Origin of the sequence: Neorhizobium puerariae, assembly GCF_042429745.1 — a bacterium.
Classification (GTDB): Bacteria; Pseudomonadota; Alphaproteobacteria; order Rhizobiales; family Rhizobiaceae; genus Neorhizobium; species Neorhizobium puerariae.
On the sequence record NZ_JBHMAA010000004.1, the window covers coordinates 138547 to 159415 of the forward strand.

Annotated in this window: 20 protein-coding genes; 7 read left to right on the forward strand and 13 right to left on the reverse strand. The window is 61.7% G+C overall.

Annotation, left to right across the window (positions count from 1 at the left end; all coding sequences use genetic code 11):
* Window positions 1-303, reverse strand: a complete 303-nt coding sequence (locus tag ACFFP0_RS02830; RefSeq protein ID WP_377255839.1) for an ArsR/SmtB family transcription factor — start codon at window positions 301-303, stop codon at window positions 1-3.
* A gap of 73 nt (window positions 304-376) precedes the next feature.
* Here ACFFP0_RS02830 and ACFFP0_RS02835 point away from each other — a divergent pair, with 73 nt between their 5' ends.
* Window positions 377-724, forward strand: a complete 348-nt coding sequence (locus ACFFP0_RS02835) for a carboxymuconolactone decarboxylase family protein (protein WP_377255842.1) — start codon at window positions 377-379, stop codon at window positions 722-724.
* An 84-nt stretch (window positions 725-808) separates the two neighbouring features.
* Here the strand turns inward: ACFFP0_RS02835 and ACFFP0_RS02840 are convergent, their stop codons facing one another.
* From ACFFP0_RS02840 to ACFFP0_RS02850, 3 genes are all read right to left on the reverse strand, one after another.
* A complete protein-coding gene (locus tag ACFFP0_RS02840; RefSeq protein ID WP_377255845.1) occupies window positions 809-916 on the reverse strand; it encodes an SEC-C metal-binding domain-containing protein in 108 nt (35 codons plus the stop codon).
* 211 nt (window positions 917-1127) lie between these two features.
* Window positions 1128-2441, reverse strand: a complete 1314-nt coding sequence (preA, locus tag ACFFP0_RS02845) for an NAD-dependent dihydropyrimidine dehydrogenase subunit PreA (protein ID WP_377255849.1) — start codon at window positions 2439-2441, stop codon at window positions 1128-1130.
* Between the two features lie 14 nt (window positions 2442-2455).
* Complete coding sequence (locus tag ACFFP0_RS02850) at window positions 2456-3817, reverse strand: NAD(P)-dependent oxidoreductase (protein WP_377255852.1); 1362 nt, start codon at window positions 3815-3817, stop codon at window positions 2456-2458.
* Window positions 3818-4042: 225 nt separating this feature from the next.
* Here ACFFP0_RS02850 and ACFFP0_RS02855 point away from each other — a divergent pair, with 225 nt between their 5' ends.
* Both ACFFP0_RS02855 and ACFFP0_RS02860 read left to right on the forward strand, forming a co-directional pair.
* Complete coding sequence (locus ACFFP0_RS02855; RefSeq protein ID WP_377255855.1) at window positions 4043-4462, forward strand: DUF2325 domain-containing protein; 420 nt, start codon at window positions 4043-4045, stop codon at window positions 4460-4462.
* Entirely contained in the window at window positions 4443-4670 is a 228-nt protein-coding gene (locus tag ACFFP0_RS02860) for a hypothetical protein (RefSeq protein WP_377255858.1), read from the forward strand. The genes ACFFP0_RS02855 and ACFFP0_RS02860 overlap by 20 nt, the downstream gene beginning before the upstream one ends.
* Before the next feature lie 90 nt (window positions 4671-4760).
* On the opposite strand, the gene ACFFP0_RS02865 is transcribed toward ACFFP0_RS02860, so the two are convergent.
* The 3 genes from ACFFP0_RS02865 to ACFFP0_RS02875 form a co-directional block, all read right to left on the reverse strand.
* On the reverse strand, window positions 4761-5132 hold the full coding sequence (locus ACFFP0_RS02865) for a DUF423 domain-containing protein (RefSeq protein WP_377255861.1): 372 nt from the start codon (window positions 5130-5132) through the stop codon (window positions 4761-4763).
* 4 nt (window positions 5133-5136) lie between these two features.
* Window positions 5137-5526 carry a group II truncated hemoglobin gene (locus ACFFP0_RS02870; RefSeq protein ID WP_377255864.1) on the reverse strand — a complete coding sequence of 130 codons (390 nt, stop codon included), beginning with the start codon at window positions 5524-5526 and terminating at the stop codon, window positions 5137-5139.
* A gap of 105 nt (window positions 5527-5631) precedes the next feature.
* Window positions 5632-5811, reverse strand: coding sequence for a hypothetical protein (locus ACFFP0_RS02875; RefSeq protein WP_377255866.1), 180 nt, complete (start codon window positions 5809-5811; stop codon window positions 5632-5634).
* A 697-nt stretch (window positions 5812-6508) separates the two neighbouring features.
* On the opposite strand from ACFFP0_RS02875, the gene ACFFP0_RS02880 reads away from it, so the two are divergent.
* The 4 genes from ACFFP0_RS02880 to ACFFP0_RS02895 all read left to right on the forward strand — a co-directional run bounded on the left by ACFFP0_RS02880 (window position 6509) and on the right by ACFFP0_RS02895 (window position 11900).
* Complete coding sequence (locus tag ACFFP0_RS02880) at window positions 6509-8452, forward strand: PrkA family serine protein kinase (protein ID WP_377255869.1); 1944 nt, start codon at window positions 6509-6511, stop codon at window positions 8450-8452.
* Between the two features lie 19 nt (window positions 8453-8471).
* Window positions 8472-9746: a YeaH/YhbH family protein gene (locus ACFFP0_RS02885; RefSeq protein ID WP_377255872.1), complete on the forward strand. Its 1275-nt coding sequence runs from the start codon at window positions 8472-8474 to the stop codon at window positions 9744-9746.
* Window positions 9743-11311, forward strand: coding sequence for a SpoVR family protein (locus tag ACFFP0_RS02890; protein WP_377255876.1), 1569 nt, complete (start codon window positions 9743-9745; stop codon window positions 11309-11311). The genes ACFFP0_RS02885 and ACFFP0_RS02890 overlap by 4 nt, the downstream gene beginning before the upstream one ends.
* Window positions 11312-11462: 151 nt before the next feature.
* Window positions 11463-11900, forward strand: coding sequence for a hypothetical protein (locus ACFFP0_RS02895; RefSeq protein WP_377255879.1), 438 nt, complete (start codon window positions 11463-11465; stop codon window positions 11898-11900).
* Window positions 11901-12093: 193 nt separating this feature from the next.
* On the opposite strand, the gene ACFFP0_RS02900 is transcribed toward ACFFP0_RS02895, so the two are convergent.
* The 6 genes from ACFFP0_RS02900 to xylF all read right to left on the reverse strand — a co-directional run bounded on the left by ACFFP0_RS02900 (window position 12094) and on the right by xylF (window position 20784).
* The gene (locus ACFFP0_RS02900; protein ID WP_377255882.1) at window positions 12094-12531 is read right to left on the reverse strand and encodes a universal stress protein; all 438 of its coding nucleotides are present in this window, start codon (window positions 12529-12531) and stop codon (window positions 12094-12096) included.
* Window positions 12532-12792: 261 nt separating this feature from the next.
* The gene (locus ACFFP0_RS02905; RefSeq protein WP_377255885.1) at window positions 12793-13578 is read right to left on the reverse strand and encodes a helix-turn-helix transcriptional regulator; all 786 of its coding nucleotides are present in this window, start codon (window positions 13576-13578) and stop codon (window positions 12793-12795) included.
* 958 nt (window positions 13579-14536) lie between these two features.
* On the reverse strand, window positions 14537-17095 hold the full coding sequence (mgtA, locus tag ACFFP0_RS02910) for a magnesium-translocating P-type ATPase (RefSeq protein ID WP_377255888.1): 2559 nt from the start codon (window positions 17093-17095) through the stop codon (window positions 14537-14539).
* Between the two features lie 334 nt (window positions 17096-17429).
* Entirely contained in the window at window positions 17430-18215 is a 786-nt protein-coding gene (locus tag ACFFP0_RS02915; protein WP_377255891.1) for an ATP-binding cassette domain-containing protein, read from the reverse strand.
* A gap of 26 nt (window positions 18216-18241) precedes the next feature.
* Complete coding sequence (locus ACFFP0_RS02920) at window positions 18242-19564, reverse strand: sugar ABC transporter permease (RefSeq protein WP_377255894.1); 1323 nt, start codon at window positions 19562-19564, stop codon at window positions 18242-18244.
* Window positions 19565-19743: 179 nt separating this feature from the next.
* On the reverse strand, window positions 19744-20784 hold the full coding sequence (xylF, locus tag ACFFP0_RS02925; protein ID WP_377255897.1) for a D-xylose ABC transporter substrate-binding protein: 1041 nt from the start codon (window positions 20782-20784) through the stop codon (window positions 19744-19746).
* Window positions 20785-20869: the final 85 nt, after the last annotated feature.

The window sequence follows — 20869 nt, forward strand, 5'->3', positions numbered from 1 at the left end:
CTATTTGTTCTTGCAGAAGTGTTGATAGAGAACGCCCATCAGCTCGTGCGCGGCCGGATGGGCAATGAAATAAAAGAGCGTCCGGTGTTCCCGCCGGAAGTCGACGATCCCTTCGTCCTTCAGCTTGCCGAGATGCTGCGACATCGACGTCGGCGCGATCCCGGTCGCTTCGATGAGTTCGGAAACGCTTCTTTCCCCTTCAGCCAATGCACAGAGCACCAGCAGCCGATGGGAGTTCGCAAGCCCCTTCAGGAAGCTGGCGACCTCTTCGGCCCTGGCGGGCATTTCATCGCTCATGTCCATCGGATACTCCTTTACAATTCACATTTTCATAATATCATAAAAATATGAATTGTAAAGGCTGAAGGAGGCCGCAATGACGAAGGACTATCGCCAGATCACCAGGGACATATCGAGCTACACCGCCGAAATGCGGAAGTTGACGCCGGATGCGATGCAGGGCTTCCATGCGTTGTCGAAAGGGGCCGGTGCGGACGGGGCGCTCGACAGGAAGACCAAGGAACTGATCGCACTGGCGATCGGGATCACCCAGCGTTGCGATGGTTGCATCGGTTTCCACGCCAAGGCGCTGCATGGCCTCGGTGCGACGCGGCAGGAGATCGCGGAAGTGGCGGCGATGGGCGTTTATATGGGGGGCGGACCCGCGCTGATGTATGCCGCCGATGCACTGCGCGCCTGGGATCAGTTCGCCGAGGCGGCGTGAAAGTGGGGAAGGCGGCATGCCGCCTTCCCGGGCGGGGCGGTGACTATTCACGCTCCCTGAAAGTAATGATCCCTGTGCATGCCGTCATCTCGGCCGGATTGCAGGCAGCAATGCCTGAAACCGCCTCCCTGAACCACAGGGGCAGGGATCGTTGCGTCCGAGTTTTTCGATCAGTTCGACGTCGCCATGCACGAACCGGGAGCCGGTCTTGACCCTGGTTTCGAATGGATAGGATCTGCGCCGCTTGGACGTGACCTCAAAAGCTGAGGTCGATGAGGTGTTTGCGAGCCATGGCTGCCTCCTCCTGATGGTGAACTGCGATCTTGCAGCCAGAGAAAACTAGCGAGCGGCGCCTGGGGAGGCAACGCCGCGAGAGGAATTCTTTCGCGGCGTTGCCGGCCGGTCACTCGGCGGCCTGACGGCTCATCGGGTTGTTCGGATGGGTTGTCCAGTTGGCATAGGCCGGATCGACCGGCCTGCCGGTACGCTGATCCAGAGCGCCGGGCTCGAGCCCGACCATGGTGATGCAGTTCTCGACCGGACAGACGTTGACGCAGAGATTGCAGCCGACGCACTCGTCTTCCATCACCTCGAATTGGCGCACGCCGTTGACGAAGCTGGTGATCGCCTGGTGCGAGGTATCCTCGCAGGCGATGTGACAGCGCCCGCACTTGATGCAGGCATCCTGATCGATGCGGGCCTTGGCGATATAGTTGAGGTTGAGATACTGCCAGTCCGTGACGTTGGGAACGGCGCGGCCGGTAATATCGTCCAGCGTCCGGTGGCCCTTGGCGTCCATCCAGTCGGAAAGACCGGTGATCATCTCCTGGACGATCTTGAAGCCATAGGTCATGGCCGCGGTGCAGACCTGCACGTTGCCGGCCCCGAGCACCAGGAATTCGGCCGCGTCGCGCCAGGTCGTCACGCCGCCGATGCCGGAGATCGGCAGGCCGCGGGTTTCCGGATCACGGGCGATCTCGGCCACCATGTTGAGCGCGATGGGTTTCACCGCCGGACCGCAATAGCCGCCATGGGTGCCCTTGCCGCCGACGGTCGGGTTGGGCGCGAAGTTGTCGAGGTCGACGGACACGATCGAGTTGATCGTGTTGATCAGCGACACGGCGTCGGTGCCGCCGGCCTTCGCCGCGCGGGCGGGCTTGCGGATGTCCGTGATATTGGGCGTCAGCTTGGTGATGACCGGCATGCGGGTATACTGCTTGCACCAGCGGACCACCATTTCGATATATTCCGGCACCTGCCCGACCGCGGAACCCATGCCGCGTTCGGACATGCCGTGCGGACAGCCGAAATTGAGCTCGATACCGTCGGCGCCGGTCTCCTCGACGAGCGGCAGGATCGCCTTCCAGCTTTCCTCGACGCAGGGCACCATGATCGAGGCGATCAGCGCCCGGTCCGGCCAATTCATCTTCACCTGCTTCATTTCCCGCAGGTTCGTATAAAGGTCGCGGTCGGTGATGAGCTCGATATTGTTCAAGCCCAGCAGGCGGCGGTCGGCGCCCCAGACCGCGCCATAACGCGGACCGTTGACGTTGACGACGGGCGGGCCTTCCTCGCCGAGCGTCTTCCAGACCACGCCGCCCCAGCCGGCCTTGAAGGCGCGCTCGACGTTGTAGGCCTTGTCGGTCGGCGGCGCGGAGGCCAGCCAGAACGGGTTCGGGGATTTGATGCCGACGAAATCGTTGCGAAGATCAGCCATGGTTCGATCCCCTTTCAAGCCACTGCGGTGGCCGGCCGTGCACCGGCCGCAAACGCGCGATTGATGCTTTCGGCGGCGTCGCGTCCCTGCGCGACGGCCGAGACGGTCAGGTCTTCACCGAGGCCGATGCAATCGCCGGCCGCCCAGACGCCCTCGACCGAGGTATGGCCTTCCGGGTCGACGGCGATCTTGCCCTTCTCGAACTGCAGGGCGCCGAGGCCGGAGGCGGAAAAGTTCTGGCCGATCGCCTTCATGACCTGATCGGCTGCGATCACGCCCGTCTCGCCGGTCCCGACGAGCTGGCCGTCGCGCATCGCGGTATATTCCACCTCGATGCCGGCCACCTTGCCGTCCTTGCCGATGATCGTCTTGGGAGCGAGCCAGTGACGGATGATGACGCCGCTGGCGGCGGCGAGATCCTGCTCGTAGGGCGAGGCGTTCATGTTCTCCTTGCCGCGGCGATAACAGATCGTCACCTCCTCGGCGCCGAGCAGTTTCGACTGGATCGCCGCGTCGATGGCGGTCATGCCGCCGCCGAGAACGACCACGCGCCGGCCGATCGGCACCACCGACCTGTCCGCCGACTGACGCAGCGCGGCGATGAAATCGACCGCGTCCACCACGCCCTCCAGTTCCTCGCCTTCCACGCCAAGCCCGTTGACGCCGGCAAGGCCCATGGCGAGCAGGACCGCATCGTATTTCGTCGTGAGGTCGGAAAGGGAAAAGTCGCGGCCGAGCGCCTGGCCGTTCCGGATCTCGATGCCGCCGATGGCGGTGACGTAATCCACCTCGCGCTGGGCGAAGTTGTCGACGGCCTTGTAGGTGGCGATGCCGTATTCATTGAGGCCGCCGGACTTTTCCCGGGCTTCGAGGATCACCGCGGAATGGCCGTGCATCGCGAGCCGGTGGGCCGCCGCCAGGCCCGCTGGACCGGCGCCCACGACCGCGACGGTTTTCCCGGTCGGCGTCTTGCGGCTGTAGAACTGCCGGCCTTGCTCCATGGCCATGTCGGTCGCGTAGCGCTGCAGCTTGCCGATCTCGACAGGCTTGTCTTCGGCGGTGTTACGCACGCAGGCCTGCTCGCAGAGCGTTTCGGTGGGACAGACCCGGGCGCACATGCCGCCCAGGATGTTCTGGTCGAAGATCGTCTTCGCCGAACCCAGCGCATTGCCCGTCGATATCTGCCGGATGAACAGCGGGATATCGATCGAGGTGGGACAGGCCGTCATGCACGGAGCATCGTAACAGAAATAACAGCGGTCGGAAGCGACGAGCGCTTCGTGCCTGTCGAGGCGCGGGTGAAGGTCGGTGAAATTCGAATCGTATTCCGCCGGCGTGAGGCGGCCGGCCTCAATACCGTTTCCCAGTCGATCCATCTTACGTTCCCTCTTTTATGGATTCATGGACAACTATCAGGACGAAGGTAGCACAGCCAAAAAATTTATCAAACGGTAAAATTTTGGCTGCGCCAGCGCGTCAGGCTGCCGCATATTTCCTGATAAAAAGAGTCGAGTTTAATCTTTACTCTCAAAATCAACTTTAATATGGTGCGCGCCATCGAGGGGTTTCGCCCGGACCGGGCAGGCCAAACGGGGAGCGTCATGGCGAAGAAGCAGAAGCGGAAAAACGGCGGCAACGGCGGAGACGAGGCCGGCAAGGCGGGATCGGCGCCGGTGAACGCGGTGAACGGCGCGATCGACGTGCGCAGTTTCCTCTATGTCGGAGGCCGTGACTGTCAGGTTGCGCATCTGCGCGAAATCGCCAGCAAACATGGCGCGGAACTGATCCATCACGATGGTGGTTTGCGCGAAGCGGTCTCGCGGATCGATACGGTGCTGCCGTCGGTGGACTGCGTCTTCTGCCCCATCGACTGTATCAGCCACGATGCGTGCCTGAGGGTGAAGACCGGCTGCAAGAAGTTCGGCGTGACCTTCATCCCGCTGCGCAACGGCTCGAAATCCAGTCTGGAGCGGGCGCTCCAGACCATGAAGGAACGCAATGATGAGCGAAGAACGTCGTGACATGAGCCTCTTCATCGGCCTGCATAAACTGGCCGAGCAGAACGGCGACGGGCTGGTGCCGGAACTTTATGCCCTGCTTTCCACCCGCGCGGCGCAACCGGACATGACGAACGTGGTCCCGCTTGCCGCCATGCCGCGCCTGACCAGAAACGTCCCCGTTGCCGACGACGGGCAGGGCGTGGTGCTGGCATTTCAAAAACGCCGATAGTGACCGGAAAGAGCAAGGGGCAGCCGGTTCAGGCCGTCATGCCGATCCCGCCCCGGGCCGGAGGAAAGGAACCTCCGGCGCCGGCGGGAATCAGGTGCGTTTCCAGGTGAAAAAGGCGCCGAGCGCGACGAGCAGCCATCCAAGCATCATCGTCGTGCCGCCCGTGGGGGCGGCCATCGGGAAAAGCCGGTCGCCCAGGAAATGCCGCGAGACCAGGTCGCCGGCGAAGATGATCGTGCCGAGCCCGAGCACCAGAGCGGCGATGGTCGCGGTGCGGAAGGATTTGTGGCCGACATGGAGTCCCAGGAGAACGGGCGCATGGGCCAGGCACATGGTCGAGGCGTAGCCGAGGAAGGGGGTATCGCCGCCATGGCTTGCAGCCGCCGCCAGGGCCACGCCGCAAGCGCCCATCAAACCGCTCACAAACAGAATCAACGGCCTCAAATAGTCGAGTCTTTCCATCCGGCTATTCCCTGTTCCGCATGTGCAAGGCGAGACGCTCGACCGGCGGCCAGATGATGTCGCGCAGCTTCGGATTTTCGATCGTTTCCTCCATGGCGCGGCGGAAACAGAGCAACCATTCGTCTCGTTCCTCCGGACCGATAGGAGCGCCGAAATGACGGGCGCGCAGGCGCGGATGGCCGTATTTCTCGACATAGACGGGCGGTCCGCCGAGATATCCGGTGAGGTAGTCGTAGAGCTTCGCCTCGCTGCTTTCGAGGCTTTCAGGGTGGATCGCCCGGCAGCGCGCGGCTTCGGGCAGCGTATCCATCAGTTCATAGAAGCGCTTCACCAGCGCGCGCACCGCGGCGTCGCCGCCGATCGCTTCGTAGAGTGTGATGGTTTCGCCCGCCATGCCGCCTTCCGTGATGCGTTGTCCACGGTGTTATCGATGCGGCGCGACGACGGCAAGCGCCAAGGCGTCGCAGCCCGAAGCGCCCGCCGGTCTGCCTGCCGTCGGTCAGTCCGGACCTGCGTCCGTTTCCCTGGCGTCGGGTTCGGGCAGGGAGCCGGTGCCGGGCGTCTTGTCCCGGTCGATCAGATGTTCCTTGGCGTGCGGGCCGGCAGCCGGGCGATCCGCGGACGCGGCCGCTTTGCTGGCGTGCTCGACCGATTCGCGTGCTTTCCTGTCTTCCGCCATGTCCAGTCCTCGATGTTTGGCCTGTCGGGGAAACGTGGGCGAGGGCGAGGGGTTCCGGCGGGGGAACGGCGGTTGCCGGCGGCGGTGTTCCAATTCTCTCCCGATATTCGCGTCATCGTGGAACATAGCGCCGGACGACTCGTTGCAACATCGGAATGTCCGAGGCTCTCTGTTCGTCGGAATTCGTGCGTAGCGGCCCTTCGTGCACCCTGCCGTTGAATGTGCCGCATTGGTGCTCACCTGTGGCATCTACTAATGTCAATCGCCCGGGAGAAATGTATATTTGTCTAAAGAAGGAGATTCTTTCATGTGTTGCTCCACAGCCAGCCTGTTTGGAGCAATGAAGCGCCGAGACCCATGAGTGTGGCTTTTCAGGTCGAGGCTGCTTCTGGCGCTTTGGAGAAAGGATGGGCCGGCGTGCCGATCATGGACAAGTGCTTCGAATTCGTTGGAGACGTTGCTGCCGTTTCGCAGCATTCGAACGCACTGCCAGCCGAATGGAACGAATCTTGCTTCATGTCTTCCGGAGTGGCCCCGATCAAAAAGACTTGTGAATGCACATTTTTGTGTGTTGCCATGAAATAGCAGCAGGTTTCGTATTATCCTGCGAAACCTAGTGGATTCTCAATGAATTGTCGCATCGCTTGCGATCTTTGCGGCAATTGGGGCTGTGGCGCAACCCAAACTGGAGTGGCCGATGCTGAGTGAATCTTTATTCGATACTTTCACGCGAAACTACGAGGCGCGCCGCGAAGCGGACATGTCCATAGCGGACTATCTTGCGCTTTGCAAGAAGGAACCGATGGCCTATGCCAACGCGGCGGAACGCCTGCTGGCAGCGATCGGCGAGCCGCAGATCGTGGACACCGCCAAGGATGCGCGGCTGGGCCGGATCTTCATGAACCGGACCATCCGGGCCTATCCCGCGTTTTCCGGTTTCTACGGAATGGAAGAGACGATCGAGCGGATCGTTTCCTTCTTCCGGCATGCGGCGCAAGGTCTCGAAGAACGCAAGCAGATCCTCTACCTGCTCGGGCCTGTCGGCGGCGGGAAATCCTCGCTTGCGGAGCGGCTGAAGCAGCTCATGGAGACCAATCCGATCTATGTGCTCAAGGCGGGCGACGAGATAAGCCCCGTCTTCGAAAGCCCGCTCAACCTTTTCGACCCGACGACGATGGGGACGATGCTGCTCGAGCAGTACGGCATTCCGACGCGGCGGCTGAACGGCCTGATGAGCCCCTGGTGCCTGAAGCGTCTCGACGAGTTCGGAGGCGACATCACCCGCTTCCGCGTGGTGAGGCTGCAGCCTTCCCGCCTGCGCCAGATAGGGATCGCCAAGACGGAGCCGGGCGACGAGAACAACCAGGACGTCTCGTCGCTGGTCGGCAAGGTCGATATCCGCAAGCTCGAAAACTACTCACAGAACGATCCGGATGCCTACAGCTATTCCGGCGGCCTCAACCGGGCCAACCAGGGCCTGCTCGAATTCGTGGAGATGTTCAAGGCGCCGATCAAGATGCTGCATCCGCTGCTGACGGCGACGCAGGAAGGCAACTACATGGGCACCGAGAATATCGGCGCCATTCCGTTTTCGGGAGTCATCCTCGCCCATTCGAACGAAGCCGAATGGCAGAGCTTCAAGGCGAACAAGAACAACGAGGCCTTCATCGACCGCATCTGCGTCATCAAGGTGCCCTATTGCCTGAGGGCGGCCGAGGAACAGAAGATCTATGAGAAGCTGATCGAAGGCTCGGAACTTGCGGATGCGCCCTGCGCGCCCGCGACGCTCGAAATGCTCGCCAGGTTCTCGGTGCTCTCGCGCCTTCGCAAGCATGAGAACTCGACGTTCTTCTCCAAGATGCGCGCCTATGACGGCGAGAACCTCAAGGAGACCGATCCCCGGGCGCGGAGCGTCCAGGAATATCGGGATGCGGCGGGCGTCGACGAGGGCATGGACGGAATATCGACACGTTTCGCGTTCAAGGTGCTCGCATCGACGTTCAACTACGACACCACCGATCTCGGTGCCGATCCGGTGCATCTGATGTACATTCTCGAGCAGGCAATCCGCCGCGAGCAGTTTTCCGAGGATACCGAGAAGCGCTACATGGAGTTCATCAAGGCCGATCTTGCGCCGCGTTATGCGGAATTCATCGGCAATGAGATCCAGAAGGCCTATCTCGAATCCTATGCCGACTACGGGCAGAACCTCTTCGATCGCTATGTGGCCTATGCCGATGCGTGGATCGAGGATATCGATTTCAAGGACCCGGACACCGGCCAGCTCCTCGACCGGGAACTGCTCAATCAGGAACTGACCAAGATCGAGAAGCCCGCCGGCATCGCCAATCCGAAGGATTTCCGCAACGAGATCGTCAAGTTCTGCCTGCGTTCGCGGGCCAACAATGCAGGCAGGAATCCTTCCTGGACAAGCTATGAGAAGATCAGGGAAGTGATCGAGAAGAGGATGTTCTCCCAGGTGGAGGATCTTCTGCCCGTCATCTCCTTCGGTTCGAAGAAGGACAGCGAAACCGAGAAGAAGCACAACGAGTTCGTTTCGCGCATGGCCGCCCGGGGCTACACCGAAAGACAGGTTCGTCGTCTCGTGGAATGGTACATGCGTGTGAAGCAGGCGAGTTAATGCCCACTTAGGAGCTCACATGCACATTATTGACCGGCGGCTCAATCCGCGCGGTAAAAGTTTGGAAAATCGGCAACGGTTTCTTCGGCGCGCGAAGGACGCCGTGCAGCAAGCGGTCAGACGATCCCTGCAGAACGGTAACCTTCGCGATGTGCTCAACGGCGGTGAGGTCAGCATTCCGATCGGAGGAGTGGCCGAGCCGAGCTTTCATAGAGGCGAGGGCGGGGTCCGGGACCGGGTCCTGCCCGGGAATACGGACTTCACGGAGGGCGACATCATCCAGCGCCCTCCGGGCGGTGGCGGCGGACGGCCGAAGGAAGCCGGGGAGGGCGATGGTGAAGACAGTTTCCGCTTCGTGCTGACGCGCGAGGAGTTCCTCGACATCTTCCTCGACGACCTGGAGCTGCCGGATCTGGCGAAACGGCGGCTCAGCGAAACCGAGGAGACGACCCCGACGCGCGCCGGCTTCACGGTCTCGGGTTCTCCATCCAACATCGCGATCAGCAGGACGACCCGCCTGGCGATGATGCGGCGCATCGCGCTCCGGCGACCGAAGATCGAGGAGATCGATGCGCTGCAGCGCGAGATCGACGAATGCGACATCGAGGAAAAACGCATCCTCCTCGAAGCCAGGCTGAAGTCGCTGAAGGACAAGAGCCGGCGCATCCCCTATATCGACCCTCTCGACGTCCGCTACCGCCGCTTCGAGAATACGCCGCGACCGGTGACGAAGGCCGTCATGTTCTGCCTGATGGATGTGTCCGGATCGATGACCGAGCACATGAAGGACCTGGCGAAACGCTTCTATCTGCTTCTGTATCTTTTCCTGACGCGACGCTACGAAAAGGTGGAGATCGTCTTCATCCGGCATACCGAGAAGGCCGAAGAGGTCGACGAGGAAACCTTCTTCTACGGCCAGGCGACTGGGGGTACGATGGTTTCGAGCGCGCTTGCCGCCATGCGGACCATCGTCGCGGCGCGCTTCGATCCTTCGGAATGGAACATCTACGCCGCGCAGGCCTCGGACGGCGACAATTCCTACCGGGACGAAACCGCGACCGGCGAGCTCCTGCGCCACGCGATCCTGCCGCTCTGCCAGTATTTCGCCTATATCGAGGTTGGAGACGAGGACGGTGATTCATCGGTCTCCAACTCGCCGCTCTGGAGCCTTTACGAAGGCATCCGCTCCGACCTGCTTCCCCTGGCGATGCGCAAGGTCTGCCGGAAGACCGAGATATTTCCGGTCTTCCATGACCTCTTCCAGAAGCAGGCGCATTCGAAGGTGGAGCCATGACCAAGCTGGCGGAAAAGCAAGGGCAATTGCTGTTCGAGGGCGCCGACTGGGATTTCGCGACGCTTCAGCGCATCCATGACGCCTGCGAGGAGATCGCGCTCGGCGAACTGGGGTTGGATGTCTATCCGAACCAGATTGAGGTGATCACGGCGGAGCAGATGCTGGATGCCTATTCTTCGACCGGCATGCCGCTTTTTTATCGTCACTGGTCATTCGGTAAGCATTTCGCGCATCACGAAGCCTTCTATCGCCGCGGGATGCGCGATCTCGCCTATGAGATCGTCATCAACAGTTCTCCCTGCATCTCCTATCTGATGGAGGAGAACACGGCGACGATGCAGGCCCTGGTCATCGCGCACGCCGCTTTCGGCCATAACCATTTCTTCAAGAACAATTATCTGTTCAAGCTCTGGACGGATGCCGAAGGCATTCTCGACTATCTGGACTTCGCCAAGGGTTACATCGCCCGCTGTGAAGCGCGTTATGGCGAGGCGGCGGTCGAACGGACGCTGGACGCCGCCCACGCGCTGATGTCGCACGGCGTGCATCGTTATGCCGGCAAGACGAAGGTGGACCTGCGGGACGAGGAGCGGCGCCAGCAGGAGCGGCGGGCCCACGAAGAGCAGATGTTCAACGACCTCTGGCGGACGGTGCCGACCGGCCCCAAGCGGAGCGGCGCCGACCTCGACATCGAGAAGCGGCGTGCGGCGCTCGGCCTGCCGCAGGACAATATCCTCTACTTTCTCGAGAAATCGGCCCCGCGGCTGCGGCCGTGGCAACGCGAGATCCTGCGCATCGTCCGCCACGTCGCGCAATATTTCCATCCGCAGCGCCAGACCAAGGTGATGAACGAGGGCACGGCGACCTACGTCCACTACAGGATCATGAAAAGGCTGCATGAGCGCGGCCAGATTGCCGACGGGCATTATTTCGAGTTCCTGAAGTCGCATACCAATGTGGTGTTCCAGCCCGCTTACGACGATCGCCGCTTCTCCGGCTTCAATCCCTATGCCCTGGGCTTTGCGATGATGCAGGATATCGAGCGGATCGTGACGAACCCCACCGACGAGGATCGCGACTGGTTCCCGGATATCGCCGGGCGCGGCGATCCCATGGAAGTGCTGCGCGGCGTCTGGGCCGATTACCGGGACGAGAGCTTCATCAGCCAGTTCCTGAGCCCGAACCTGATGCGGCAACTGCGTCTCTTCCAGCTTCACGACGATCCCGAGATGAGCGAGGGCATACTGGTCGCGGCCATTCACGACGAACGGGGCTACAAGCGCATCCGGCGCCAACTGGCGCGCGAATACGATATCGGCTGGACCGATCCCGGGATAGATATCGTCGATGTCGACCTTGCCGGCGATCGCCGGCTGCTGCTGCAGCATCGGGCCAGCAACGACTTGCTTCTCGAAGAGAGCGAAACCAAGCAGGTGCTTCAGCACCTGGCCGACCTGTGGGGTTACGATGTCCTGATGCAGGAGATCGATGGAGCCGAAAAGGTGACGAAGGAGCATCTGGCGCGTCCTCGCCATGGCTTGTTCAGCAACGGTTCTCATCCATAGAGCGCCTGTCACGGCGCCGATCAATCACTTTTGATTGAACGATAATTGCGGACAGGGCGGGCGGCCAATCGTGATTGGACAATGGCTGTTGTCTGGATCACGGTAACTGGCGGGAGACGGGCGATCTATTTTCTTCAAATAGGAGGCCGTAATGGAACAGCATGCAGTCGATCAGCTGAAGGCCATAGCCAAGATCAACCGCACCTATCCGAGCTCCGAAATGTCGCGTCGTGAAAAGCTGGAGCGGTGGGCCGAGGTTCTTGAGCACGATGCCGGCCGATCTCTTTCGACACTTCATGAAACCGAATATCAGCCGGCGGCCATGCGCGCTGCCATGCGTGACGACGGAACGGCGATCTCCGTCGCTTTCGCCGATCCCGTCCTGCGCGCTGCGGGTCTGGAGAATGATACCTACGGCGAGGCCAAGCGTTTTTTCGAACTGACCGACCGGCAGCTGCATCGACTGGTCTGCTTTTGCCATTTCGGAGGGCATGTGAGCGCGGGGACGGTCGCCCCCCATATGCGTTCGATGGCCGCGCGCGAGAATAACGGCATCATCGCCCGGCTGGCCGCCTTCTTCGGACAATAGACCGTCCGAAGGGGCGATGCAGCCTCGATCGTCCGAACGTCATCGCCCGTCGCTGCGGTGCGCCGCGATCACGCCTTGGGCTTCTATTTGATGCATGTCGGCGCCGGCCTGCAGGCCGGGCGCGGACGTGTTTTGCCGTCATATCCCGATATTGCCGGGATCGACCGGGGAGAGGCGATCCGAGGGGGCTTCGTTATTTGACGATGAGAACCGGAATGGTCGAATTCGCGATGACCTCGGCCGTCTGGCTGCCGAGCATCAGCCGGCGGATACCCCTGCGGCCATGGGAGGCTATGACGATCACGTCGCATTTCCTCGCATGCGCCGTCTCCAGGATGGCGGCGGCGGGGGAAACGTTGAATTCGCTGACGAATTCGATCGGGACGGCCGCCTTGGCCGCCTGTTCGCGAACACGTTTCTCAAGGCCCTTCACCTCTTCCTGAACAGCCTCGTTATAGCTGTCGAACGCTTCGCCCTGCACCACGCTTTCGAGCGCCAGTCCCGAAAGGGGCACGGTGACCGTGACGATCGTCACCGGAATATTGAGGGCCTGCGCGAGCGCGAGGCCGTGTTCGACACCTTTGGCAGCGGTTTCTGATCCGTCCGTGGGTATCAATATACGGTTGTACATGGGAAGTTTCCGTTTCGGATGAAATGAAGATCAGGTTTTCCTGGCAGAATATCCGATCTACGTAGCGCCGCATCGCGGACACGGTCAACCGTTATCGGCCGGCCGCGGAGATGCTTGCCGTATCGCCCGATGCCTCGGTTCGCGATCATGCGTGGCTCACGGACGAACCGTATCATCCGGCGAAGCCCGGAGATTGGTTTCGACCTGCCGGCGTTTGTATTTTCATGGTTCGGAGGACGCGATCCGCGCCGGTTTCCGGCTTCAACTGGTAACCGTCGCTTCCGGCAGTCGCAGTTTCGCCGGCAGGCTGGCGAGCAGGCCCGGAGGGGCTTCGCTGAAAACGTCTTCGCGCGTGAGGCCTGGGTTCGAAGGCATCGTCAATTGAGCAAGCAGCGCCGCCTGCGTGCGGTTCGCCGCGCCGAGCTTTCGCATGATCTGCCGAACATGGACCTTCACGGTGGCTTCCTGCATGTTCAATTCACGAGCGATGTGTTTGTTCGACTTTCCGAACCGCAGACGCTCCAGCACCTCGCATTGCCGTTGCGTGAGGTTGCCGGAGGCTTCGGAGGCATGATATCGGCCGGCGCTTCGCGTGGCCGGCGTGGAAAGGCTCGCAAGCAAGGCTTCACGGGGGAAGTAGGTTCCGCCGTTCATGATGAAGCTCAGCGCCTGTTTTGCTATCTCCAGCGGCAGCGCTGCGGGCAGGAACGCCTGGAAGCCCAATCCGGCGACGGCGACCGCGTCGTCCGGGTCCGGTCTGTCGGAGATGACGGCGTAAGGACCTCTGAAGCACGCTTTTACCGCCATCAGCAGCCCGTGCTGTTCGCGATCGCTCAGTGATGCCCCGCCAATATTGATGATGACAAGACGGACAAGGTTTTCATCGCTGTCCTTGAATCTATGAATACCTTCGGGCGTCGAAGGTATCAAATCCAGAGATGAGCTTTGAGCCCAGGGTTCGAGAGCAGACAAAAGGCATGCTCGGCGCATCTCAAGACTATCAATCAGTACGATCAAGCCAGTCATATTTTGTCTTTCCGTGTCCATGGGTGGCCCCCTGACTTTCTGTTGTTGTTGATGTTTCCTCTTTTTTATTGGCCATAAGGCTTAGTTTTCGAATCTGCCTGCTAATTTAGATTTCTCAAAATCAATAATGTCTAATACACCTTTGGATGAGTATCTGTCAAAACCATCAAATATTAACGTTGTAATTGCGTAATCCGTAGCTGACATGGTATTGGTGTGCGACCTCGATGCCTCCGATTTTATTCTTTAATTATCAGTGACTTAAATTTTAGTTCCTGGATTCCGTCAAAAACTGAATTCGGGATTCTACTTTTAAGTGAATATTATATTATTTGCATTTTTTACGAGAATACTTGAATGTATTTATTCTTCTTCTTTGGAATTTCTGGATTGATGAATCGGCTGAATCTTGCGTGTATTCCTTTTCTATTATCTTACTTAAGATTGCATCCTCCGGTCGAGTTGAGATGCGCTCGATTGAGGCTAATACTTAATGGGTATGGGGGCGATGGTCGGATAATCCCTTTGGTCAATTGCACCCGCATCGGCGACGCGCCTATTCTGGCCGGATCGCTTGAAGGCATGTCACGGTAAACCTTCATCCAAACCTGATTGTAGTGCGTCTAGTCCGGAAGGTCCGCGCAGTGGCGGACCAGTGTGGGCCTTCTGGTCTATGTGAAATCGGGACCGGGGATGACGGCGTGATCGTGGCGTCCTCTTGCCATAGGACCGACGCAGGGGAGGCCCTGCGGGGGAGAGCTGGTTGGAACCATCGAGCAGCTCTCGATCGCGGTGCCTCATTCGGACCGCCCGTCGGCCCGTTCGGACAGCCTTGGGTTTTCGGCTTGAGGTGGTCGACGCGGCGTGGAGTGCCCGGGTCTCGTTCGCAGACGCCGGCGCGAGGAAGGCGAGTTTCGCAGAGCTTGCCTTCCGGCCGCCGTTTCCTTCAGGTGCTTCCTTTTCCGGAGCCTCCAGGAGTTCACCGCGCCAGGCGATGGTGGCGGTAGAAGAGGCGCTTTGCCTGCTCGACGATCAAGAGGTAGGCGGCGGTCAGCGCGGCCAGCGCCAGCAGCACGGAAGCGGGCAGGGGGACGAAGCCGAACCAGCTTCCGACCGTGGTGAAGGGCAGCAGGAATGCCAGCGCCACGATGCCGACGGAGCTTGCAAGCAGCATCGGGTGCGGCCTGCTGGACCATGGGCGCGACCGGGTACGGATGACGAAGATCACGAGCACCTGCGTGGCGAGCGATTCGACGAACCAGCCGGTCTGGAATTGCGCCTCGCTGGTGTTGAAGGCCCAGAGCAGCAGACTGAACGTCAGGAAATCGAACAGCGAGCTGACCGGCCCCAGCGTCAGCATGAAGTCCCTGACGTAGTTCATGTCCCAGTGGCGCGGCCGGGCGATCATGTCGTCGTCCACCCGGTCGAGCGGGATGGCGATCTCGGAAAGATCGTAAAGCAGGTTGTTCAGCAGGATCTGCACCGGCATCATCGGCAGGAATGGCAGCAGCAGCGCCGCGCCCGCCATGGAAAACATGTTTCCAAAATTCGAGCTCGTGCCCATCATGACGTATTTCAGGATATTGGCGAATGTCCGCCTGCCTTCCCGTACGCCTTCGGCGAGGATGCCGAGGTCGCGTTCCATCAGGATCATCGAAGCCGCTTCCTTGGCGACGTCGACTGCGCCGTCGACCGAAAGGCCGACATCCGCCGCCTGCAGCGACGGAGCGTCGTTGATGCCGTCTCCAAGGTAGCCGACGACATGGCCGCGGCGGCGCAGGGCGCGGATGATGCGCGCCTTCTGGGGCGGGGAAACGCGGCAGAAGATGGTGGTCGCGGCAAGCCTGGCGTTCAGGGCCTCGTCGCTCAGGTTGGCCAGTTCCGCGCCGTTGAGGCAGCCTTTGACCTCGATGCCGAGCGTCTTGCAGACATGGCGGGTGACGCCTTCGTTGTCCCCGGTGATAATCTTCACGTCGACGCCGAGGCGGGCCAATGCCTCGATCGCCGGTCCGGCGCTCTCCTTCGGAGGGTCGAGGAAGGCGGCGAAGCCGACGAATGTCAGGTCGGTCTCGTCGCTGATATCCGCATGGCTCCGTCCGGGCTCGACCTGCCGCAGGGCCACGCCCAGCACCCGCAAGCCGCCGTCGCCGAGCCTTGCGAGCGTTGCGCGCGCGCGTTCCAGCGCACTCTCATCCAGCGGCACGATGGCGCCGGCGGCGTTCCGGTAGCGCGCGGAATGCTGCAGCACGTCTTCCGGCGCACCCTTGACGATCAGGAAGCGCTGCTCCTCCTTCTCCGCGAGAATCGACACGCGCCTGCGCTCGAAATCGAAGGGAACCTCATCGATCTTCCGCCATGCGCCGATATCGAGCGGCGTCCTTTCGATGATCGCCTCGTCGAGCGGGCTCTTGAGGCCGGTCTCGAAAGCCGCGTTGACATAGGCCCATTGCAGGACGTCCCGGCTGTCGTCGCCCTCGATGCCGACCTCGCGGACGAGCTTGATATGCGCTTCCGTCAGCGTGCCCGTCTTGTCACTGCAAAGCACGTCCATGCTGCCGAGATCGTGGATCGCCGAAAGCCGCTTGACGATGACCTGCTTGCCGGACATGCGCACCGCGCCGCGGGCGAGGGTGACCGAAACCACCATCGGCAGGAGCTCGGGCGTGAGGCCGACGGCCAGCGCGAGGGCAAAGAGAAAGGATTCGATCAGCGGGCGGTCGAACAGGACGTTGATCAGCAGCACGAACAGGACGAGAAGCACCGTCAGCCGGACGATCAGCATGCCGAAACGACGGATTCCGATCGTGAAGGCGGTCGGCGGTGGTTCCTTGCGGAGCGCGCCGGCGATCGCTCCCATCCGCGTCGCCTTTCCGGTCGCGGTGACGACGGCGCGTGCGTTTCCGCTGATCACGGAGCTTCCCATGAAGACGCCGTCGACGGGCGTCGCGTCTTCGTTTTCCGGTTCGGGCGCCGCTGCCGCCGTTTTCCGGGCAGGGTAAGGTTCTCCGGTGAGGAGGGCTTCGTTGACGTACAGGTCGCGCGCCTCGACGAGACGGCAATCGGCAGGCACGAGGTCTCCCGCCGAGAGCAGGATGACATCGCCCGTGACGAGATCGGCTGCGGGAATATCCATGGCCTGTCCGCCGCGCACCGCCTTGACCCGCAGCGCCACCCGCTGCCGCAACGCCTCCGCCGCCGTCTCGGCGCGGTGTTCCTGAACGAAGTCGATCAGCACCGAGATCACCACGATGGTCACGATGATGAAGAAACTCTCCCGTTCCTGCATCAGCGCGGCGATGCCTGCCGATGCCAGGAGGATGAGGACCAGCGGATCGGCAAAACGCTTGAGGAAACTGAAAACCAGATGGCGGCGCGGTTGCTCGTCGAGCAGGTTGGGGCCTTCGGCGATATGTCTCCTGGCCGCTTCGTCCGCGCCAAGCCCCCTGTCGGAGGTGCCGAGCGCCTTGAACAGGTCCTCCGTCGTCGGGGCGCCGCGGGCAGGTTCCGGGGCAACGTGAACATCAACGAGATCAGCCATGCTATTCGCCCCGCCCGGTTTTTCCAAAGCCGATGAACCATCCGTCCGCAGGTATGAGCAATTTCGCCGCCGCTGCATAGCGGGAAAATCAGCGGCAGATCAGCACGCTTCGCCGGCATGCGCGATCATGAAAACCACGCCATAAAACCATGCCGCCCCCCTGCCGTTGCAGAACGGCTGCGGGCCATCGGCAGGCCTGCCCGGAAAGTGCCGCCATCCGGCAAGGGTTTGCTGTGAAAGGAGTAAGGCGGAACCGGGCAAAGCCTGGTTCCGCCCCGGCTCGCCCTTCCGACGGCGGATCGCGAAGGGCGGCGCAGCCGCGGTCTCGGGCCGATCACGACACTTTCATGGCGCCGGGGCCGGGTGTCGCGCCCGGCGGCACCTTGCCGAGGATGATCATGCCGAGCACCTCGTCCTTGGTGACGTCCCCGGTGCGGGCGTGGCCCACGACCTTGCCGTTCTTCATCACGAAGACGCGGTCGGCGAGATCGAAGACGTCGTGGATGTCGTGGCTGATCAGGAAGATGCCGATCCCTTCGCGTTTCAGCTGCTTGATGAGGTCGCCGACCTGCGCCGTTTCCTGCGGCCCGAGCGCTGCGGTCGGCTCGTCCATGATCAGGATGCGGGCATCGAAGAGGATCGCGCGGGCGATCGCCACCGATTGCCGCTGGCCGCCGGAAAGCGCCTTCACGGGTTCCTTGAAGCGCTTGAAGTTGGGATTGAGGCGGCCCATCACCTCGCGGGTGTTGGCCTCCATAGCAACATCGTCGAGCGTGCCCCATTTGGTCTGCAGCTCGCGGCCGAGATAGAGGTTGGCGGCCGCGTCGACGTTGTCGGCCACCGCGAGCGTCTGGTAGATCGTCTCGATGCCGTATTTCTTGGCGTCGCGCGGGTTGCGGATATCGGCGGCCTCGCCGTTGATCAGGATGTCGCCGGCATCGCGTTTGTAGGCGCCGGAAAGGATCTTGATCAACGTCGACTTGCCCGCGCCGTTATGGCCGAGCAGCGCCACGACCTCGCCAGGAAAGAGGTCGACCGAAGCGTTCTCGACAGCGTGAATCCCGCCGAAGGAGATGGAAATATTCTTCATTTCCACGAGCGGAGTGGGTTGTTCCGTCACGATGAAAACTCCTGTTATTTGGCCGGTTACTTGGCTCTCGCGCGGTAGACGGTGTCGAGCCAGACGGCGAGCACGAGGACGGCGCCGACGACGATGCGCTGGAAGGGCGTGTCGATGCCGAGGAGCACCATGCCCGACTGGAGGGACTGCATGACGAGCGCGCCGAGCATGGCGCCGGCGATCGAGCCCATGCCGCCTGCAAGCGAGGTGCCGCCGATGACCGCGGCTGCGATCGTATAGAGTTCGTCGAGCTCCCCTTGGGCGTTGGTCGCCGCGTTGAGGCGCGCGGTGGAGATCGCGGCGGCGATGGCGCAGAGAACGCCCATCAGCGCAAAGATCTTCACCGTCACCCAGCGGGTCTTGATGCCGGCGAGCTCCGCTGCCTCCGGATTGCCGCCGATCGCGAAGACGTAACGCCCGAAGCGCAGCCGCGTGGCGATGAAGGTCATCACGATGCCGGCGGCGATCGCCATCAGAACGGGGATGGCGATGCCCTGCGAGATGAGCAGGCCGCCTTCCGGCCAGGGAATGTTGTTCTCTTCCGCATAACGGCGGGCGATGTTGATCGGCCAGTAGTAGTCGTTGACGATCGAGACCGCTCCAAGGACGATGATGCAGCCAAGCGCGACGAGCACGTACTCGGCCCAGACCGGGCGGCGCGGGAAGTGGAAGCGCTTGCGCTGCTGGCGGCCGTTGACGATCGCCGCGATGATAGCGAGGCAGGCGATAATGCCGACGACCCAGCTCCAGGTGGCTCCGATCGAGCCTTCCGTGCCGCCGCCCATCAGGCGGAAATTGGCGTCCATCGGCGCGACCGTCTGGCCGCTCGTGACGAACCAGGTCGCGCCGCGCCAGACGAGCAGGCCGCCCAGCGTGACGATGAAGGATGGCACGCCGAGGAAGGCGATGATCAGGCCGTGCAGCGTGCCGATCAGCCCGCCGACGACAAGCCCGCCGGCAAGAGCGATGATCCAGATCGCCGGGTGATCGAACCCGAATATCTCCGGCAGGAAGCGCGCCTGCAGCACGCCCATGATCATGCCGGTGAAGCCGAGGATCGAGCCGACCGACAGGTCGATGTTGCGGGTGACGATGACCAGCACCATGCCGGTCGCCATGACTGCGACGGACGCCGTCTGCACCGAAAGGTTCCAGAGGTTGCGCGGCGTCAGGAAGAGACCGCCCGTCAGGATATGGAACCCGACCCAGATGATCAGCAACGCGCCGACCATGCCGAGCATGCGCGTATCGATCTCGGTCGCGCGGAAAAAGCGCGCGACGATGTTACCCTCTGTCTGGCTTGCTCCCGATGTCGTGGAATTGCCCGTGGAATGTATCGTGTCGGCCATGTCCTGCCGTTCTCCACCGTTCGTGAGGCGTTGCGGTCCGAAACCGGGACCGGCCGTGCCTCGAATGACGCCACGCCGCGTTTTTTCTCTTCTCATGCGGCCATGCCATCTTACGCCAAAAACCGACGCCGCGGCAGAAGCGCTGCGGCGTCGGGTTGTTTGTCAAACCGGATTTGCCATTACTTGCAGGCAGCCACCGTGCCGGCCTTGACGCCCTGGCAGGCTTCCGCCTTGCTGATCCAGCCGGCTTCGATGACGAGGTTCAGGTTGTCCTTGGTGATGGCCTGCGGCTTCAGGAAGACCGACTGCATCTTGGCCTTCTTCGGGCCGCCTTCGAAGACCTGGACACCCTTGATCTCGGCCATCTTCTTGCCGCCGGCGAGCGCCAGCGCGATTTCGGCGGCATTCTTGCCGAGTTCGCGGCTGTCCTTCCAGACGGAGACGGTCTGGGTGCCGAGCGCGACGCGGTTCAGGGCCGCCTTGTCTGCGTCCTGGCCGGAAACCGGAACGGAACCTGCAAGTCCCTGGGCGTCGAGCGCGGCGATCGCGCCGCCGGCGGTGCCGTCGTTCGAGGCCACGACAGCGTCGACCTTGTTGTTGTTCTTGGTCAGGAACTGTTCCATGTTCTTCTGGGCGTTTTCCGGTTTCCAGCCGTCGGTATAGGCTTCGCCGACATTCTTGATCTTGCCGGCGTCGATCGCCGCCTTCAGCACTTCCATCTGGCCGGAGAACAGGAAGTCCGCGTTCGGATCGGCGGACGAGCCCTTGATGAAGACATAGTTGCCTTCAGGCTTCACCTTGAACACGCCCTGGGCCTGCAGGCGGCCGACTTCCTTGTTGTCGAAGGTGATGTAGAAGGCTGCCGGATTTTCGATCAGGCGGTCGTAACCGACGACCGGGATGCCTTCGGCGGCGGCCTTTTCGACGGCGGGGCCGATGGCGCTCGAATCCTGGGCGAGGATGATCAGCGCATTGGCGCCCTGCGAGATCAGCGACTCGACGTCGGTGAGCTGCTTTGCGGCGGAAGACTGGGCGTCGGCGGAGATATACTTGGCGCCGGCAGCTTCAAGCGCCTTCTTGATGGCGGCCTCGTCGGTCTTCCAGCGCTCTTCCTGGAAGTTCGACCAGGAAACGCCGACCACCAGGTTCGCCGCCATGGCGGCCGTGTTCATGGAAACGAGGATGGCCGCGCCGGCCATCAGCTTTACGAACGATCTCATGTTGTCCTCCCGAGTGACGGCGGACGGACCTGAAGCCTCCGTGCTCTCCCCCCGCCGGATTTCCTGCCCGAGAAAAGATCAAAGC

What these genes read in the sequence shown, in the direction of transcription:
- ACFFP0_RS02830 (WP_377255839.1), bottom strand. Translation starts at nt 303, where the DNA reads ATGGACATGAGCGATGAAATGCCCGCCAGGGCCGAAGAGGTCGCCAGC.
- ACFFP0_RS02835 (WP_377255842.1), top strand. Translation starts at nt 377, where the DNA reads ATGACGAAGGACTATCGCCAGATCACCAGGGACATATCGAGCTACACC.
- preA (WP_377255849.1), bottom strand. Translation starts at nt 2,441, where the DNA reads ATGGCTGATCTTCGCAACGATTTCGTCGGCATCAAATCCCCGAACCCG.
- ACFFP0_RS02850 (WP_377255852.1), bottom strand. Translation starts at nt 3,817, where the DNA reads ATGGATCGACTGGGAAACGGTATTGAGGCCGGCCGCCTCACGCCGGCG.
- ACFFP0_RS02855 (WP_377255855.1), top strand. Translation starts at nt 4,043, where the DNA reads ATGGCGAAGAAGCAGAAGCGGAAAAACGGCGGCAACGGCGGAGACGAG.
- ACFFP0_RS02860 (WP_377255858.1), top strand. Translation starts at nt 4,443, where the DNA reads ATGAGCGAAGAACGTCGTGACATGAGCCTCTTCATCGGCCTGCATAAA.
- ACFFP0_RS02865 (WP_377255861.1), bottom strand. Translation starts at nt 5,132, where the DNA reads ATGGAAAGACTCGACTATTTGAGGCCGTTGATTCTGTTTGTGAGCGGT.
- ACFFP0_RS02870 (WP_377255864.1), bottom strand. Translation starts at nt 5,526, where the DNA reads ATGGCGGGCGAAACCATCACACTCTACGAAGCGATCGGCGGCGACGCC.
- ACFFP0_RS02875 (WP_377255866.1), bottom strand. Translation starts at nt 5,811, where the DNA reads ATGGCGGAAGACAGGAAAGCACGCGAATCGGTCGAGCACGCCAGCAAA.
- ACFFP0_RS02880 (WP_377255869.1), top strand. Translation starts at nt 6,509, where the DNA reads ATGCTGAGTGAATCTTTATTCGATACTTTCACGCGAAACTACGAGGCG.
- ACFFP0_RS02885 (WP_377255872.1), top strand. Translation starts at nt 8,472, where the DNA reads ATGCACATTATTGACCGGCGGCTCAATCCGCGCGGTAAAAGTTTGGAA.
- ACFFP0_RS02890 (WP_377255876.1), top strand. Translation starts at nt 9,743, where the DNA reads ATGACCAAGCTGGCGGAAAAGCAAGGGCAATTGCTGTTCGAGGGCGCC.
- ACFFP0_RS02895 (WP_377255879.1), top strand. Translation starts at nt 11,463, where the DNA reads ATGGAACAGCATGCAGTCGATCAGCTGAAGGCCATAGCCAAGATCAAC.
- ACFFP0_RS02900 (WP_377255882.1), bottom strand. Translation starts at nt 12,531, where the DNA reads ATGTACAACCGTATATTGATACCCACGGACGGATCAGAAACCGCTGCC.
- ACFFP0_RS02905 (WP_377255885.1), bottom strand. Translation starts at nt 13,578, where the DNA reads ATGGACACGGAAAGACAAAATATGACTGGCTTGATCGTACTGATTGAT.
- mgtA (WP_377255888.1), bottom strand. Translation starts at nt 17,095, where the DNA reads ATGGCTGATCTCGTTGATGTTCACGTTGCCCCGGAACCTGCCCGCGGC.
- ACFFP0_RS02920 (WP_377255894.1), bottom strand. Translation starts at nt 19,564, where the DNA reads ATGGCCGACACGATACATTCCACGGGCAATTCCACGACATCGGGAGCA.
- xylF (WP_377255897.1), bottom strand. Translation starts at nt 20,784, where the DNA reads ATGAGATCGTTCGTAAAGCTGATGGCCGGCGCGGCCATCCTCGTTTCC.